We start from the raw sequence: 15556 nt of genomic DNA on the forward strand, positions 1-15556 counted from the left end.
TATATTAGGCAAAAGCCCCGGAGTACACATGTCACACAGCCTACGCACCAAAATCGACACTCAGACTTATGCCGACCAGTCCACTGTACTGGACGCGCTGATCTCTCAGGCCAAGCTGTCAGAGGCCGACCGAACGGCCATTTGTGAGGCTGCAGCACAGCTGGTGCGCGACATCCGCTCAAGCACGTCGCCTGGCATGATGGAAGTGTTTCTGGCTGAATACGGCCTATCCACAGATGAAGGCGTTGCGCTTATGTGTTTGGCCGAGGCGCTGTTGCGTGTGCCAGATGCGGATACCATTGACGCACTGATCGAAGACAAGATCGCCCCGTCAGACTGGGGAAAGCATCTGGGACAATCATCCTCGTCACTGGTGAACGCGTCGACATGGGCGTTGATGCTGACAGGCCGGGTCCTGGACGAAGACAAATCCTCGCCCGTCGGCGCGCTGCGCGGGGCCATCAAACGGCTGGGTGAACCGGTGATCCGCACCGCCGTTGGTCGTGCGATGAAAGAAATGGGGCGTCAGTTCGTTTTGGGCGAAACCATTCAATCCGCCATGAAGCGCGCCAAAGGCATGGAAGATAAGGGCTATACCTATTCGTACGACATGCTGGGCGAGGCGGCACGGACCGAGGCCGATGCTGCCCGCTATCACCTGTCTTACTCGCGCGCGATCGCCGCTATTGCCGAGGCCTGCACCCATAAAGACATTCGCGAAAATCCAGGCATCTCGGTCAAGCTGTCGGCCCTGCACCCCCGTTATGAGCTGGCACAGGAACAACGGGTGATGGACGAACTGGTGCCCCGGCTGCGCGCGCTGGCTTTGCTGGCCAAGGCAGCGGGCATGGGGCTGAACGTTGACGCGGAAGAGGCAGATCGCCTGTCGCTCTCGCTGCAGGTGATCGAAGAAGTTATGGCAGAGCCTGCACTGGCCGGTTGGGACGGGTTCGGCATCGTCGTGCAAGCCTACGGCCCACGCGCCGGGTTGGTACTGGATACGCTCTATGAGATGGCCCAGCGGCACGACCGCAAGCTGATGGTGCGGCTGGTAAAGGGCGCTTATTGGGATACCGAGATCAAGCGCGCGCAAGTCGAGGGCGTCGATGGTTTTCCGGTCTTCACCGATAAGGCGGCGACGGATGTGTCCTATATCGCCAACGCCCGCAAACTGCTGGGAATGACCGACCGTATCTATCCGCAATTTGCCACGCATAACGCCCATACGGTCAGCGCCATCCTACATATGGCGGACGGCCAGCCATTCGAATTCCAGCGCCTGCACGGGATGGGTGAGACCCTGCATCAGATCGTGCGCAACAAGCGGACCTCGCGCTGCCGTATCTATGCTCCGGTCGGCGCGCATCGGGATCTGTTGGCCTATCTGGTACGTCGCCTTCTGGAAAACGGGGCAAATTCCTCGTTCGTCAATCAGATCGTTGATGAGGAAGTCGCCCCAGAAACCGTTGCCGCAGATCCGTTCGTGGCCGTTCAAACACCTGGCAAACCGCTGCCAACCGGGCCTGAGTTGTTCGCACCGGAACGCCCAAACTCGAAAGGCTTTGATCTGCACCATACGCCGACGCTGGACCAGATTGACATCGCACGCGACGCCTTCCGCGCCCATCATTGGTACGCCCGACCCTTATTGTCGGATGATGCACAGCCTTTGGCAGACACTCCCGTGATCAATCCTGCGCAACCGCAGGATCGCCCCGGTTCGGTTGCTGCGGCCAGCCCCGAAGACGTGGAACTGGCGTTGGCCAGCGCTTGCCCATGGCAGGCCTCAGCCGAGAAGCGCGCTGACATTCTAAATAAAGCAGCCGATCTCTACGAAGCGCATTTTGGAGAGCTGTTTGCCCTGCTCGCCCGCGAAGCCGGAAAATCTGTGCCCGATGCAGTTGCCGAGCTGCGCGAAGCGGTTGATTTCCTGCGCTACTACGCCGCCAATATTCCTGCCGCCAAACCCGCCGGAATATTCACCTGCATCAGCCCGTGGAACTTCCCTCTGGCGATCTTCACCGGGCAGATATCGGCTGCGTTGGCCACTGGCAATGCCGTGCTGGCGGCACCTGCCCCGCAAACGCCACTGATCGCCCATCGCGCAGTTCAGCTGATGCACGAAGCAGGTGTTCCACGCGATGCGCTGCAACTGCTTCCGGGTGGGCCGAAAGTGGGCGCGGCGTTGACGTCGGATGAACGCGTCTCGGGCGTGGCCTTTACCGGCTCGACCGCGACCGCGTTGAAAATCCGATCCGCCATGGCACAGCATATGCGTCCGGGCACGCCATTGATCGCCGAGACCGGCGGCCTGAACGCGATGATCGTAGACAGCACCGCGTTGCCGGAACAAGCCGTGCAGTCGATTATCGAAAGCGCGTTCCAATCGGCAGGCCAGCGATGCTCGGCCCTGCGCTGCCTCTATCTGCAAGAGGAAATTGCCGATGACGTTCTGACCATGCTGCAAGGGGCGATGGACGCTTTGCAGGTGGATGATCCCTGGCTGATCTCGACCGATTGTGGTCCGGTCATTGACGCGCAAGCCCGGCAAACCATCGCGGACCACGTGGCTCGCGCTCGTGCCGAAGGACGGGTGCTGAAAGAGATGACAACGCCTCCCGAGGGTACATTCATCGCACCGGCACTGATCGAAATACCCGGCATCTCGGCGCTAGAGCGCGAGGTGTTCGGCCCGGTGCTGCACGTCGCCCGGTTCAAGGCACAAGAGATCGACAAGGTCATCGCGGATATCAATGCCACGGGCTACGGCCTGACCTTCGGCCTGCACACGCGTATCGACGACCGGGTGCAGCATGTGACCGAGGCGATCCATGCCGGTAATATCTACGTCAACCGCAACCAGATCGGCGCGATCGTCGGTTCGCAACCCTTCGGCGGCGAAGGTCTGTCCGGCACCGGCCCCAAGGCGGGCGGCCCGAACTATATGGCACGGTTCTGCGCGCCTGATCGGCAGAATGCTTTGGGACGCTGGGACAGTTCGGCTGAACCAGGTGCGCCCGAAGGGCAACCTGCAACGCCCAGCACCCAATCTCTGCCCGGTCCCACCGGCGAATCAAACCGCCTGACCGAATATTCCCGCTCCCCGCTTTTGTGCATGGGTCCGGGGGCCGAGGCCGCCAAAGCTCAGGCGGATGCGGTCAAATCGTTGGGTGGTACAGCGATCCGTATGACGGGCATGCTGGATCTGCACCGGCTTGAAAACCTGACCGGTTTCTCGGGTGTTCTGTGGTGGGGCGACGACGACACTGCCCGCCAGATCGAGCAGCATTTGGCCCGGCGCGATGGCCCGATCATCCCGCTGATCCCCGGGCAGCCCGACCGTGCGCGGGTACTGGGGGAACGCCATGTCTGTGTCGACACCACCGCCGCCGGAGGCAACGCCGCCCTTCTGGGAGGTGCGGCATAACCGGACCTTGACGCTGGGCGGCGAAAAGCCCAGCGTCGCGCCATGTTTCCGATCCGAGACCATAACCCTTCGGGGCGTACTCCGTTTGTTGTTTATGCCCTTATGGCTGCGAACATCCTGATCTTCCTCAGCTATGTGGGTGTCATGGAGGATGCGCGGCTGATCAATCAGCTTTATGTTGACTACGCAGTCATTCCTGCCCGGATAACTGACGGCTATGGATTCGAGACACTCGTGACGTCAATGTTCCTGCATGGGGGCTGGATGCATCTGGCGGGAAACATGCTGTTCCTGTGGATATTCGGCGACAACCTCGAAGACGAAATGGGGCATGTGCTGTTTCTCGTGTTCTATCTGCTGGCAGGAATCGGAGCAGGGTTGATTCACGTCTTTTCGGCACCGGATTCGGTGGTGCCAACAATTGGCGCGTCCGGAGCGATAGCCGGTGTCATGGGCGGCTATCTTCTGCTTTTCCCAAAAGCGCGCGTAGATATCCTGTTGATTCTGATCGTCTATATCCGGATCTTTACCATCCCGGCCTTTATCATGCTGGGTGTCTGGCTGGGCCTGCAATTCCTTGGCAGCCTCTCCAGCAATCCCGATGAAGGTGGCGTTGCCTATTGGGCGCATACCGGAGGGTTCTTTGTTGGTTTGATCCTGTGCATCCCCCTATGGCTCAGGCGCGGAGGGACTGGGTTCTGGAACCGCACCCACGGCCATCCACCGCATCCGGAACACAAGTACAAACTCTCGCAATCACGCATCCCCAGAGTGCCGCGCAAATAATCAAGCGTCAGCTCTTGGGTAGCCTACCGCCGCTCAGGTGGGTGATCTCTTGCGCCGCGCGCATGACCAGATCGCCCAACTCGGGCGCGCGTTCTCGGCTGAACCTTACGGTGGGTCCGGATACCGAGATACCGGCGCAAGGCTCAGCCCTGTCATTGAAGATGGCCGCACCAATGCAAGACATACCTTCATACCGTTCTTCGTGATCGTAAGACCAACCTCGGGTACGAGTTTCAGCCAGATCTGTATACAGGCCTGAAGCGGGCAACTGCGTATTTTCAGTGAAAGCAACCGGATCAATCCGGCCCAGAACTTTGCCTAAACTCTCTTCGCTCAACGCAGCGAGAATAGCCTTTCCTGTACCGGACGCATACATGGGCGTCCGCGCACCGGGTGGAAAGAAGGCCCGGATGGGGTTCTGAGTTTCGACCTGCCCGACAAAGACCACCTCTGCTCCATCGGGTACGGCCAGATTTGCGGTCTCACCGCTGTCTTGCATCAGACGCCGCAGGATCGGCCTGCCGATTTCCAGAACGCTCTTGCGCCGCAGAAAAGACGCACCGGTCCGATAGGCTTCGATTCCGACCAGCCATTCCTGCCGTTCCTCATCAAAAGATACGAACCCGTGTTTTTGCAGTGTCACCAGAATGCGATGCGTGGTGGCTGTCGGAACATCAACCTCGCGGGCAAGATCGCTTAGCCCGACGCGCTCTAGCCGGGCAACAGTGGTCAGTACGCCCAGCGCCCGATCCAATGATTGCATGGTCCCGGCCGAACTTTCTTTAAACAGCGATTTGGGTCTGCCGCGCGGTCGCTTTTGCGTTTCCATTTCTCACCTGGCTTTCGGACTTTCCCCCGAAAACCCGAACCAATTTTTCTGGCCCGGAATTCTCCGAGATCATTTTGATAAACTGAATTCCTATCCGTTTCAGCACCTTATCAATTTAACGGATAAAATGAAAATATTTTTCAAGAAAATTGCAACACACAACCGTTCAAGCGACACTTGGGTCCAAAGCAGAGGATTGAGTTATGTCGCATCAAAACCCGGTCTTTATCCCAGGCCCAACCAACATTCCTGATCGATTGCGCCTTGCCATGCAGGTTCAGACGCAAGACCATCGCGCCCCGGATTTCGTTGAAACCTTCGCCCCGGTACTGGAGGATACAAAACAGGTCTTTGGCACCACCGAAGGCCAGATAATCACTTTTCCAGCCAGCGGAACGGGCGGTTGGGAGGCAGCGATTACAAATACGCTCAGCCCCGGTGACAAGGTTCTTGTCGCCCGCTACGGCGTCTTCAGCCATCGCTGGATCGATCTGTGCGAAAGACACGGGTTGGACGTTCAGATTGTTGAATGTCCATGGGGAACAGGCGCGCCAGCCGACAGGTTCGAGGCCATCCTGTCCGCGGATAAAGCGCATGAAATTAAGGCCGTATTGGTGACGCATAACGAAACCGCGACAGGTGTGCGTTCCGATATCAGCGCTGTGCGCGATGCGATGGATGCGGCACATCACCCGGCCATGATGTTTGTGGATTGCGTGAGCTCTTTGGCCTCAATGCCGTTCGAGTTTGACCGGTGGGACGTGGATATTGCAGTCTCGGGGTCGCAAAAGGGGTTCATGCTGGCCACCGGCATGGCAATCCTATGCGTTAGCCCCAAGGCACTGGCGTCGATAGAGACTGCGCAACTGCCACGCACCTTCTTTGATTTCCGTGATATGATGTCGGCAAATGCGTCTGGCGGCTTTCCCTATACTCCGCCGCTGCAGCTGATCTACGGCATGCGCGAAAGCCTTAAGATGTTGTTCGAGGAAGGGTTGGACAATGTCTATGCCCGCCACACTCGCCTTGCCGAAGGTGTGCGCCACGCGACTGCGGCCTGGGGCCTGAAGTTGGTCGCACAATCTCCTGACCTCTACTCGGATACCGTCAGCGCCATTTTTGTGCCCGAGGGTTTCGACAGCAACGAACTGACTGACCATGCCTTCAACACCTATGGGGTATCCTTCGGCATTGGTCTGGGTGAGTTGAATGGCAAAGCGTTCCGTATTGGCCACTTGGGCAGCCTGACCGATGTTATGGTCCTGTCGGGGCTGGCCACGGTCGAGATGGCCATGGCCGATCTGAACTACCCGGTGAAGCTTGGCAGCGGGGTTGCTGCGGCGCAGGAATTCTATCGCGCCAGTTCAACCAGCCACGCAAAAGCCGCAGCTTAGGGAGGGCAGTCATGTTGGATCAAATCCCCGTCGCCGAACTGACCTATGCTGACGTGCAGGCTGCGCACGAAAGGATCGGGCCGCACATCCGACGCACACCGGTAATGACCTCGGACTATCTGAATGAATTGACCGGCGCACAGCTGTTCTTCAAATGCGAGAACTTTCAGGAAGCAGGCGCATTCAAAGTGCGCGGTGCCAGTAATGCGGTCTTCGGCCTAAGCGATGAAATGGCGACCAAGGGTGTTTGCACCCACTCAAGCGGGAACCACGCCCTGTCGCTGTCATATGCGGCTGGTCGCCGGGGCATTCCATGCAATGTGGTGATGCCGCGCACCGCGCCGCAGGCCAAGAAAGACGCGGTACGACGCTTTGGTGGTACGATCACTGAATGTGAGCCATCCACCTCTTCCCGCGAGGCAACGTTTGCCGAGGTGCAGGCCCGAACAGGCGGAGAGTTCGTGCACCCGTACAACGACCCTCGTGTTATCACTGGTCAGGCCACATGTTCGGCTGAGCTACTGGAACAGACCGATGGCCTGGATGCAGTGATCGCGCCAATCGGCGGTGGCGGGATGGTCTCGGGCACCTGTCTAACGGTCTCGAATCTGGCACCGGACACCGCGATCTATGCGGCTGAGCCTGAGCAGGCGGACGATGCTTATCGGTCCTTCAAGGCGGGTCATATCATCGCGGACGATGCCCCCAAAACGGTGGCAGACGGGCTGTTGGTCCCGCTCAAGGAAAACACATGGCACTTTGTGTCGAACAATGTGACCGACATCTTCACCGCGTCCGAGCAAGAGATCATCGACGCAATGAAACTCACCTGGAAATACTTGCGCGTGGTGATGGAGCCGTCTTCGGCCGTTCCTCTGGCCACCATTCTCAAGAACCCCGACACGTTCCGGGGCAAGCGCGTCGGCGTCATCATCACCGGCGGCAACGTGGATCTGGACAAGCTGCCCTGGCTGAAAGGGCAAGGAGAAACAGGATGAACAAACCGATGAACAGTGATCAATTCGAAGTTGGCTATGACATCCCTGCCGCGATTGGCATGGATGAATCCGAAATCCAGACGCCTTGCCTGATCCTTGATCTGGAAGCGCTGGAGCGTAACATCAAGAAGATGGGCGACTATGCCAAGGCGCATGGGATGCGGCACCGGGTGCATGGCAAGATGCACAAATCCGTAGACGTCGCGAAACTGCAGGAACAACTGGGCGGCGCAGTCGGCGTCTGCTGCCAAAAGGTTTCCGAGGCCGAGGTGTTTGCGCGTGGAGGCATCAAAGACATTCTGGTCTCGAATCAAGTGCGGGACCCGGCCAAGATTGACCGTCTGGCGCGCCTGCCGAAGCTTGGCGCACGCACAATCGTTTGCGTCGACGATGTGGACAACGTCGCTGACCTGTCTGCTGCTGCCGCTAAGCATGGCACTGAATTGGAGGTTTTTGTCGAGATCGACTGCGGCGCGGGCCGCTGTGGTGTCACCACGACCCCCGCCGTGATCGAAATCGCCAAGGCGGTTGAGGCCGCCCCTAACCTGAAATTTACCGGCATTCAGGCCTATCAAGGCGCGATGCAGCATCTGGATACGTATGAGGCACGCAAAGAAAAACTGGATACCGCAATCGCCATGGTCAAGGATGCCGTCGACGGATTGAAGGCTGAAGGGATCGACTGCGAGCTGGTTTCGGGCGGCGGTACGGGGTCTTATTATTTCGAAAGCAACTCGGGCGTTTATAACGAGCTGCAGTGCGGCTCTTATGCCTTCATGGATGCCGATTACGGTCGGATTCTGGACAAGGACGGTCAACGGATCGATCAGGGTGAATGGGAAAACGCCTTGTTCATTCTGACCAGCGTTATGAGCCACGCCAAAGCGGACAAGGCAATCTGCGATGCGGGCCTGAAGGCGCAATCCGTCGATAGCGGCCTGCCCTTCATCTTTGGGCGGGACGATGTGGAATACCTAAAGTGTTCGGACGAACACGGCGTGATTGGTGACCCGGATGGGGTGTTGAAGGTTAACGACAAGCTGCGGCTGGTGCCCGGCCACTGTGACCCGACCTGCAACGTTCATGACTGGTACGTGGGTGTGCGCGGCGGCAAGGTTGAAGCGCTTTGGCCGGTCTCTGCCCGTGGCAAGGCCTATTGAATTACAGATGAATGCAAGGGCGGACGTTTAGCACCGCCCTTACTAATGCCATCAAAAAGAAAGACAAACGCGATGATCATCGTTCCTGAAAAGGAAATCGGCGCTCTGTTAGGCCGACAGGAAAGCTATACTGCGGTTGAGCAGGTGTTTGCCGCGATGGCGGCTGGGGATGCCTACAATTTCCCGGTCGTGCGCGAGGCCATAGGTCATGCGGATGCGCTCTATGGGTTCAAGGGCGGGTTTGATCGCACGGGCATGAACCTTGGCCTGAAAGCAGGCGGTTATTGGCCAAACAATCTGGAAACGCACGGGCTGATCAATCACCAATCCACCGTGTTTTTGTTTGATCCAGATACGGGTCGCGTTCGGGCCATCGTTGGGGGCAACCTGCTGACCGCGCTGCGCACGGCTGCAGCTTCGTCGGTTTCGATCAACCATTTGGCACGCAAGGATGCCAAGGTGATCGGAATGGTTGGCGCCGGGCATCAGGCGACATTCCAATTGCGCGCGGCATTGGAACAGCGAAACTTTGAGAAAGTCATAGGCTGGAACTTGCATCCAGAAATGCTGCCCAATCTCGAAAAGGTCGCGGCTGAAGCGGGGCTGCCTTTTGAGGCTGTGGATCTGCCCGGCATGGTGAAGGCGGACGTGATTGTCACCATCACCTCCTCCTTCGCGCCAACACTGATGTCCGAGCACGTCTCCGACGGCACACACATCGCATGTATGGGCACCGATACCGTCGGCAAACAAGAGGTCGCCGCAGACCTGATCGCGCGCGCAAGCATCTTTACCGACGAGGTCGCGCAGGCCGTGACATTGGGTGAAAGCCAGCATGCCGTGGCTGCCGGAACCAAAGCCGAAGGCGATATCCGGCAGATCGGAGAGGTCATTAACGGGACCCATCCCGGGCGTGTGTCCGAGGCTGAGGTGACCGTGTTCGACGGTACTGGCGTGGGGCTGCAAGATCTTGCGGTTGCCAGCGCGGCAGTTGATCTGGCGGTCCAGCAAGGGATCGCGATCGAGGTCGACTTCTAAACCAAAACGCGCGCCCGGACCGGACGCGCGTTCCATGATCAAATGACCGGGGTTGAATATCAGCCCCGAATTACCTTTGCGAAATTGTCAAAGATCGGCTCATTGGCGCAGATCACTTCGCCATCCTCAAGCACGCTGCCTTCGGGGTTCAGCGCCTGAACAAAGCCGCCCGCCTCTTTCACGATGATGATGCCTGCGGCCAGATCCCAGGCGTTCAGGCGACGCTCCCAAAAGCCTTCGTAACGACCGGCGGCCACATAGGCCATGTCCAGCGCGGCAGCACCCCAGCGACGAACACCAGCACAGGCAGGCATCAGACGGGCGAGGTCCTGCAAGGTCGCAGGCAGATCCGAACGGCCACCGAATGGCAGACCTGTCGCGAAGATCGACTCGATCATGCGATGGCGGCCCGACACACGGATGCGCATGTCGTTCATCCACGCACCTTCGCCTTTTTCAGCAAAGAACATCTCATCCTTGGCAGGGTCATAGATCACACCCGAAACGATCTTGCCCTTATGTTCCAACGCGATTGAAACGGCCCAGTGCGGCAGCCCGTGCAGGAAGTTGGTTGTCCCATCCAGCGGGTCGACGACCCAGCGACGAGTCGGGTCTTCGCCGTCAATCGCGCCGCCCTCTTCGGCCAGCCAACCATAGGTCGGACGGGCACCCAGCAATTCCTCTTTCAGGATGGCTTCGGCCGCGATATCGGCCTTCGACACAAAGTCGCCCGCACCTTTCATCGACACCTGCAGGTTCTCGACTTCACGAAAATCCTTGACCAGAGAACGCCCCGCCTTACGCGCGGCCTTGATCATGATGTTGAGATTTGCACTGCCAACCATTTTCCATAGGCTCCTGTCCGGTCAAGCCGCGCGTATACTGGGGCAACGCGCCCTTGCCAAGAGGAATGATGTTCAATGTGAAATTGGACACTGACAGCTATTCGTCGTTAGGCAATTGTTGATCCGCGCTGGAGGTCGAATCGCTCTGGTCCGTCTGCCAGCCCGCACATTGAACTCGCACAAATCACTGTGATGCAATTCTAAGGAGATCTCATATGGCTACGTATCACGAGTTTCCCCAAAGAGAAATTGACCAACTTATCGAAACTGGGCGCGCCAATTTTGATGAACAAAACATAGCAGCGCGTTCATCAAAGGACGCAGTGCTTGGTGCTTCTCCGCTCGTTGTAGGTGAAGTCTGTATTTCGGTAACCGTCGAAGATGGAAAAGTTTGTCTGAAAATTCCAATTGTGGACATTGAGGAATGCTTCAAAGTGCCGGGCTGGATTCCCGATGGGACGGTAGCGAAAGCTTGTTTAAAGATTTGCTTTATTGGCCCTGTACCCAGCGGAGTATGCGTTGTGGTAACCGCGCTTGACAAGGAGGTCTTTCGACGGTGCTACGGAGCTTGCTAGTAAAATTGAAGCCGTGTTGTTGAAGAGTTTTCTGGCTTGGTTTAACAAGTTAATTCCATGCATGCTGCAGGCTACTGTGCCTGCAGCTTGTGTGCTTCGGCTCGTGCGAGTTCTACCAACTCTTGTACAAAGGGCTTTTCAAGGTCGTCGCAACGCACTGCAGCGTATAGTCCGCGGGTAACGCCCTGCTTGGTCAGCGGACGTGTTACATACTCAGAGTTGTACTTCACTTCGCGCACCACCCAATCGGGCAGAACGGATATGCCCCTATTCGAAGCCACCAACAACAAGATCACAGCGGTCAGTTCAACCTGTCGGATGGTGGCAGGCTCGACCCGGGCCGGGATCAGCAACTGACTGAAAACATCTAAACGGGTTCGTTCGACCGGGTAGGTAATCAGTGTCTGACCTCGGAAATCTTCAGCTTCGATATAGGGCTTTTCAGCCAATGGATGCGAAGACGCCGCGACAAATACGGCCTGGTAGTCAAAGAGTTCGACAAATTCGACACCCGGCAGATCTTCGGGGTCAGAGGACACCACCAGATCAACCTCTTCCTTCTGCAAGGCGGGCAACGCGTCGAATGCAAGGCCCGGGCGGATATCCACATCAACGTCTGACCAGGATTTACGGAAAGCTTCAAGCACCGGAAACAGCCACTCGAAACAAGCGTGACATTCGATCGCAATGTGCATCCGACCGGTGCGACCGTCGCGCAGCGATGAAAACTCATCCTGCATCGCCTCGACCTGAGGCAGAATTTGTTCAGCGAGCCGCAGCAGCCGCAAACCAGCTGCCGACAACTTCATCGGCTTGGATCGACGTAAAAACAGCTCGACCCCGGCCTGATCTTCCAACCCCTTGATCTGGTGACTTAGTGCGGATTGCGTGATGTTTAGCTGATCAGCTGCACGCGCAAGCCCACCGCATTCGTGGATGGCTTTGATCGTCCGTAAGTGGCGAAATTCGATATGCATTACTCACGTGACTCATGTTGTTGTTGAACAATATGAGTTTGTCTCACAATGCATCTGATGGCACAAGGGCATAAATGACAGCTACGAGGCCACTATGACCAAGCCTGAGATTTCATTCGAGTTCTTCCCGCCGCAGACTCTGGAGGCCTCGTTTCGCCTTTGGGATACGGTTCAGACCTTGGCGCCGCTGAACCCACGGTTTGTATCGGTGACCTATGGTGCTGGTGGTACAACACGTGAGTTGACGCGTGATGCAGTTGCAACCTTGCACAAATCCTCGGGGCTGCCTGTTGCTGCGCATCTGACTTGTGTCGATGCCTCGCGTCAGGAGACGCTTGAGATTGCAGACACATTCGCGCGCGCAGGCGTTCAGGATATCGTTGCCCTGCGTGGCGACCCCCCTAAAGGTCAAGACCGGTTCGCCCCCCACCCTGATGGTTTCACCAACTCGGTAGAACTGATTTCTGCACTGGCCGAGACCGAGATGTTCAGCATCCGTGTCGGCGCCTATCCGGACAAACATCCAGAAGCAAGCAATGCCCGCGCTGATGTGGATTGGTTAAAGGCCAAGCTGGATGCGGGCGCGGACGAGGCGTTGACCCAATTCTTCTTCGAGGCTGAAACCTTCTTCCGGTTTCGCGATGCCTGCGAAAAAGCGGGGATCGACAAGCCTATCGTACCGGGCATTCTTCCCATCGAGAACTGGAAGGGTGCGCGTAACTTTGCAAAACGCTGTGGCGCCCACATTCCCGACTGGATCGAGAACGCATTTGACAAAGCAATCCGGGACGATCGCGAAGATCTTCTGGCGACGGCGCTATGCACCGAACTCTGCTCGGACCTGATAGAAGGCGGCGTGGACAAACTGCATTTCTATACGCTCAACCGACCTGAGCTTACTCGGGATGTCTGCTTTGCCCTGGGCATTACACCCCAGGCCGAATTGCAGAACGTCGCCTGATCCCACAGTTTTTGCGTTTGCCCTGTATCGCCGGGCGTGGCAGTCGTCTGCCATGCTCATTTGCGACAACCGCTGCGCAGGCGACAATCTCGATATGCACCCGTCAACTGTTGCCCTACCTCAGTCTAATTCCTGAAAAAATTTGACAAAAATGTGATCAATGGCAATCTGACCCCGTTGTAGTTTTAATGAGTGTTTTGAGTATGAAGCCAGTGAGCAAGGTACAGGCTCGGGCCGAAGCATTGCAGGTTCTTGGTCTGCCCCCAAATGCAAACGCAAACGAGATTCGTGAAGCCTGGCGCAAAATCGCGTTCCACGATCATCCTGATCATACCGACGGTGATTATTCCGGTTTTTCGGATGCTAAATCAGCCTATGATTTTTTGCGTAAAGAAGGGATGACACGCAAAAACGGTTTAGATTCTTCTACACCGCGTCGTCCTCGTTTGAAGAAACGCGTAATCGAACTGGCCGCAGATGAAATCAAAGCTTGTCACGATCTGTTAAAACCTGAACGCGCGCTGAAGGATTTATCGGAACTGGGTGAACCGGACGCCGCCAAAAGCGCCCGCGAATCTTCGGACCATGTTCCTGATGCAATCGGATGCTTCGGGCGCGATCTTACCTACTTCGTCGCATCGTCAGTCTGCGAAGGGTCTAACCGCGTTGCATTGCCAACCTCGGTCCTTTCCGGCTACCGCAAGTCAGAAACAGAGATTCTGACCTTTCGGTCCAAGGGCTCGGGCTCCGGTGAGATTGTCATTCCTGACCCGATACGCGAGAGGAAATTTCCCGGTGCCAAGAGTGTAACAATACGGTTCGAAGCGGATCAACACATGCGGGATATGTTCGAGTTGGCGGGGTGAGAGAACCCGCCAGCGAAAAAAGCCCGGCCTTAGTGGCCGGGCTTTCTTTCATTAATCGGAATCAGTTGGAAATCGGGCCTTCTGATGTGAATTTCGGGATCACGCTGGTCGAAGCGGCATCCCCTTCGATTCCGGGCCAGTTGCCTTCCGCCAGGTCGATGTTGGCCGGAACATCCTCTTCCCAGAAACCAACAACAACATCAGTGATGTTCAGATAGAGCTTGTCATCGACAATACGCCACAGATTTGGGTTGCCCGGAACCTTGCCGCCTTTCGACACGCCGTATGCACAATGGCCATCATATTGCGGTGCGTAAAAGGCCGGGTTTTCCAGAAACTTGTCACGGTTCTCTTCGGTCGCAAACGCCCAGGTTACACCATTATAGTCTGCGGTGATGTCGGCCCGACCGCGAACAGCCTCGGGTTGCGACTGGCCTAAGGGCACCTGATCCAGGCTGCGGTAAGCAACAACGTCGTATCCCGATACGGCAAATCCGGTGCCATCAACATATTGTTCTCCGGCGAACGCGGGCACGGCAAAAGCCATCGTCGCGGCAAGGGTCAGCGCAAAGCGTTTCATGTGATTGGTCCTCATGTCCTTACGGTTTCTGGTCACCCGAACTGCGGGTCTGGTCAAACAATAGGTAATTTTGGCCCGGCGCGAAGACCCCCTCGCGCCGCTGTGAAAACCAGAGGGGTTTTGTGAGGTGAACGAGGTGCAATGTTACAAATATCTCGCCACATCCGGGGTTGGACTTTGAGTTTTGCAATATTAGCTGTGAAGGCGGCGGCGTTTTGGCCAAATGATGCAGAAAGGCAAAAGATGAGCGAACAATCCACTTACACACCCCCAAAAGTCTGGACTTGGGACAGCGAAAGCGGGGGACGCTTTGCCAATATAAACCGGCCCATAGCTGGTGCGACCCACGATAAGGATCTTCCGGTCGGGAAGCACCCGCTTCAACTGTATTCGCTCGCCACCCCAAACGGCGTCAAGGTTACAGTCATGCTGGAGGAGCTTTTGGCATTGGGCCATTCCGGGGCCGAATACAATGCGTGGCTGATCAACATCGGTGAAGGTGATCAGTTCAGCTCGGGCTTTGTCGGGGCCAATCCTAACTCTAAGATACCGGCGCTGTGGGATCATTCAGGTGAAACACCTGTGCGCGTTTTCGAGAGCGCCTCCATCTTGCTGCATCTCGCTGAGAAATTCGGTGAGTTTCTGCCCGCCAGCGGTGCCGAGCGGACAGAAGTGATGAACTGGTTGTTCTGGCAAATGGGCAGCGCGCCATATCTGGGCGGTGGCTTTGGCCACTTCTACGCTTATGCGCCTGAGAAATGGCAATATCCGATCGACCGTTTCGCGATGGAGGCCAAACGCCAGTTGCATGTGCTGGAACTGGAACTTGCCGATAAGCCTTATATTGCAGGTCAGGACTATACGATCGCCGACATGGCGATCTGGCCGTGGTACGGGCAGCTTGTTCTGGGCCGTCTATACGATGCGGCAGAATTCCTGGATGTCGAAAGCTATGAAAACGTGATGCGGTGGGCCAAAGCCATCGATGCTCGCCCCGCCGTTCAGCGCGGCCGGATGGTCAATCGTGCGTTTGGAGAGCCGCATACGCAGTTGCACGAACGTCATGACGCCAGCGATTTTGAGACGCGCACGCAGGATAAACTGGAAGCGGCAGACTAAC

General features: G+C 57.0%; 14 protein-coding genes. 10 read left to right on the forward strand and 4 right to left on the reverse strand.

Annotation, left to right across the window (positions count from 1 at the left end):
* Nucleotides 1-28 precede the first annotated feature (28 nt).
* Nucleotides 29-3427 (forward strand): bifunctional proline dehydrogenase/L-glutamate gamma-semialdehyde dehydrogenase PutA, encoded by a 3399-nt coding sequence (gene putA / locus ACR0BT_RS11040; protein WP_480763133.1) that lies wholly within the window; start codon nt 29-31, stop codon nt 3425-3427.
* A 42-nt stretch (nt 3428-3469) separates the two neighbouring features.
* Nucleotides 3470-4213 (forward strand): rhomboid family intramembrane serine protease, encoded by a 744-nt coding sequence (locus ACR0BT_RS11045; protein ID WP_170420670.1) that lies wholly within the window; start codon nt 3470-3472, stop codon nt 4211-4213.
* 7 nt (nt 4214-4220) lie between these two features.
* On the opposite strand, the gene ACR0BT_RS11050 is transcribed toward ACR0BT_RS11045, so the two are convergent.
* On the reverse strand, nt 4221-5042 hold the full coding sequence (locus ACR0BT_RS11050; RefSeq protein WP_170420668.1) for an IclR family transcriptional regulator: 822 nt from the start codon (nt 5040-5042) through the stop codon (nt 4221-4223).
* A gap of 203 nt (nt 5043-5245) precedes the next feature.
* Here ACR0BT_RS11050 and bhcA point away from each other — a divergent pair, with 203 nt between their 5' ends.
* From bhcA to bhcD, 4 genes are all read left to right on the forward strand, one after another.
* Nucleotides 5246-6436: an L-aspartate--glyoxylate aminotransferase BhcA gene (gene bhcA / locus ACR0BT_RS11055; protein WP_170420666.1), complete on the forward strand. Its 1191-nt coding sequence runs from the start codon at nt 5246-5248 to the stop codon at nt 6434-6436.
* 11 nt (nt 6437-6447) lie between these two features.
* Nucleotides 6448-7434 carry a beta-hydroxyaspartate dehydratase BhcB gene (gene bhcB / locus ACR0BT_RS11060; protein WP_480763135.1) on the forward strand — a complete coding sequence of 329 codons (987 nt, stop codon included), beginning with the start codon at nt 6448-6450 and terminating at the stop codon, nt 7432-7434.
* Nucleotides 7431-8594 carry a 3-hydroxy-D-aspartate aldolase BhcC gene (gene bhcC / locus ACR0BT_RS11065; RefSeq protein WP_480763136.1) on the forward strand — a complete coding sequence of 388 codons (1164 nt, stop codon included), beginning with the start codon at nt 7431-7433 and terminating at the stop codon, nt 8592-8594. Before bhcB ends, bhcC begins: the two co-directional genes overlap by 4 nt.
* 72 nt (nt 8595-8666) lie before the next feature.
* Nucleotides 8667-9632: an iminosuccinate reductase BhcD gene (gene bhcD, locus ACR0BT_RS11070; RefSeq protein WP_480763137.1), complete on the forward strand. Its 966-nt coding sequence runs from the start codon at nt 8667-8669 to the stop codon at nt 9630-9632.
* Between the two features lie 59 nt (nt 9633-9691).
* Here the strand turns inward: bhcD and ACR0BT_RS11075 are convergent, their stop codons facing one another.
* Complete coding sequence (locus tag ACR0BT_RS11075) at nt 9692-10477, reverse strand: inositol monophosphatase family protein (protein ID WP_480763138.1); 786 nt, start codon at nt 10475-10477, stop codon at nt 9692-9694.
* A gap of 215 nt (nt 10478-10692) precedes the next feature.
* Between ACR0BT_RS11075 and ACR0BT_RS11080 the strand changes: the two genes are divergently transcribed.
* Complete coding sequence (locus ACR0BT_RS11080) at nt 10693-11052, forward strand: hypothetical protein (protein WP_170512468.1); 360 nt, start codon at nt 10693-10695, stop codon at nt 11050-11052.
* A gap of 71 nt (nt 11053-11123) precedes the next feature.
* On the opposite strand, the gene ACR0BT_RS11085 is transcribed toward ACR0BT_RS11080, so the two are convergent.
* Nucleotides 11124-12029, reverse strand: coding sequence for a LysR family transcriptional regulator (locus tag ACR0BT_RS11085; protein ID WP_480763139.1), 906 nt, complete (start codon nt 12027-12029; stop codon nt 11124-11126).
* Nucleotides 12030-12123: 94 nt separating this feature from the next.
* Here ACR0BT_RS11085 and metF point away from each other — a divergent pair, with 94 nt between their 5' ends.
* Nucleotides 12124-12990 (forward strand): methylenetetrahydrofolate reductase [NAD(P)H], encoded by an 867-nt coding sequence (gene metF / locus ACR0BT_RS11090; RefSeq protein ID WP_170661853.1) that lies wholly within the window; start codon nt 12124-12126, stop codon nt 12988-12990.
* Between the two features lie 203 nt (nt 12991-13193).
* The gene (locus ACR0BT_RS11095; protein ID WP_170401705.1) at nt 13194-13856 is read left to right on the forward strand and encodes a J domain-containing protein; all 663 of its coding nucleotides are present in this window, start codon (nt 13194-13196) and stop codon (nt 13854-13856) included.
* 61 nt (nt 13857-13917) lie between these two features.
* Here the strand turns inward: ACR0BT_RS11095 and ACR0BT_RS11100 are convergent, their stop codons facing one another.
* Nucleotides 13918-14436: a YHS domain-containing (seleno)protein gene (locus tag ACR0BT_RS11100; RefSeq protein ID WP_170420652.1), complete on the reverse strand. Its 519-nt coding sequence runs from the start codon at nt 14434-14436 to the stop codon at nt 13918-13920.
* Nucleotides 14437-14679: 243 nt separating this feature from the next.
* Between ACR0BT_RS11100 and yghU the strand changes: the two genes are divergently transcribed.
* Nucleotides 14680-15555, forward strand: coding sequence for a glutathione-dependent disulfide-bond oxidoreductase (gene yghU / locus ACR0BT_RS11105; protein WP_170420651.1), 876 nt, complete (start codon nt 14680-14682; stop codon nt 15553-15555).
* Nucleotide 15556 lies beyond the last annotated feature (1 nt).

Source organism: Ruegeria sp. CJ6 (genome assembly GCF_056536665.1).

Coding starts and splice junctions, on each gene's coding strand:
- bhcC (WP_480763136.1), top strand. CDS start 7,431: ATGAACAAACCGATGAACAGTGATCAATTCGAAGTTGGCTATGACATC.
- ACR0BT_RS11080 (WP_170512468.1), top strand. CDS start 10,693: ATGGCTACGTATCACGAGTTTCCCCAAAGAGAAATTGACCAACTTATC.
- ACR0BT_RS11100 (WP_170420652.1), bottom strand. CDS start 14,436: ATGAAACGCTTTGCGCTGACCCTTGCCGCGACGATGGCTTTTGCCGTG.
- metF (WP_170661853.1), top strand. CDS start 12,124: ATGACCAAGCCTGAGATTTCATTCGAGTTCTTCCCGCCGCAGACTCTG.
- bhcA (WP_170420666.1), top strand. CDS start 5,246: ATGTCGCATCAAAACCCGGTCTTTATCCCAGGCCCAACCAACATTCCT.
- bhcB (WP_480763135.1), top strand. CDS start 6,448: ATGTTGGATCAAATCCCCGTCGCCGAACTGACCTATGCTGACGTGCAG.
- ACR0BT_RS11095 (WP_170401705.1), top strand. CDS start 13,194: ATGAAGCCAGTGAGCAAGGTACAGGCTCGGGCCGAAGCATTGCAGGTT.
- ACR0BT_RS11075 (WP_480763138.1), bottom strand. CDS start 10,477: ATGGTTGGCAGTGCAAATCTCAACATCATGATCAAGGCCGCGCGTAAG.
- ACR0BT_RS11045 (WP_170420670.1), top strand. CDS start 3,470: ATGTTTCCGATCCGAGACCATAACCCTTCGGGGCGTACTCCGTTTGTT.
- ACR0BT_RS11050 (WP_170420668.1), bottom strand. CDS start 5,042: ATGGAAACGCAAAAGCGACCGCGCGGCAGACCCAAATCGCTGTTTAAA.
- ACR0BT_RS11085 (WP_480763139.1), bottom strand. CDS start 12,029: ATGCATATCGAATTTCGCCACTTACGGACGATCAAAGCCATCCACGAA.
- yghU (WP_170420651.1), top strand. CDS start 14,680: ATGAGCGAACAATCCACTTACACACCCCCAAAAGTCTGGACTTGGGAC.
- putA (WP_480763133.1), top strand. CDS start 29: ATGTCACACAGCCTACGCACCAAAATCGACACTCAGACTTATGCCGAC.
- bhcD (WP_480763137.1), top strand. CDS start 8,667: ATGATCATCGTTCCTGAAAAGGAAATCGGCGCTCTGTTAGGCCGACAG.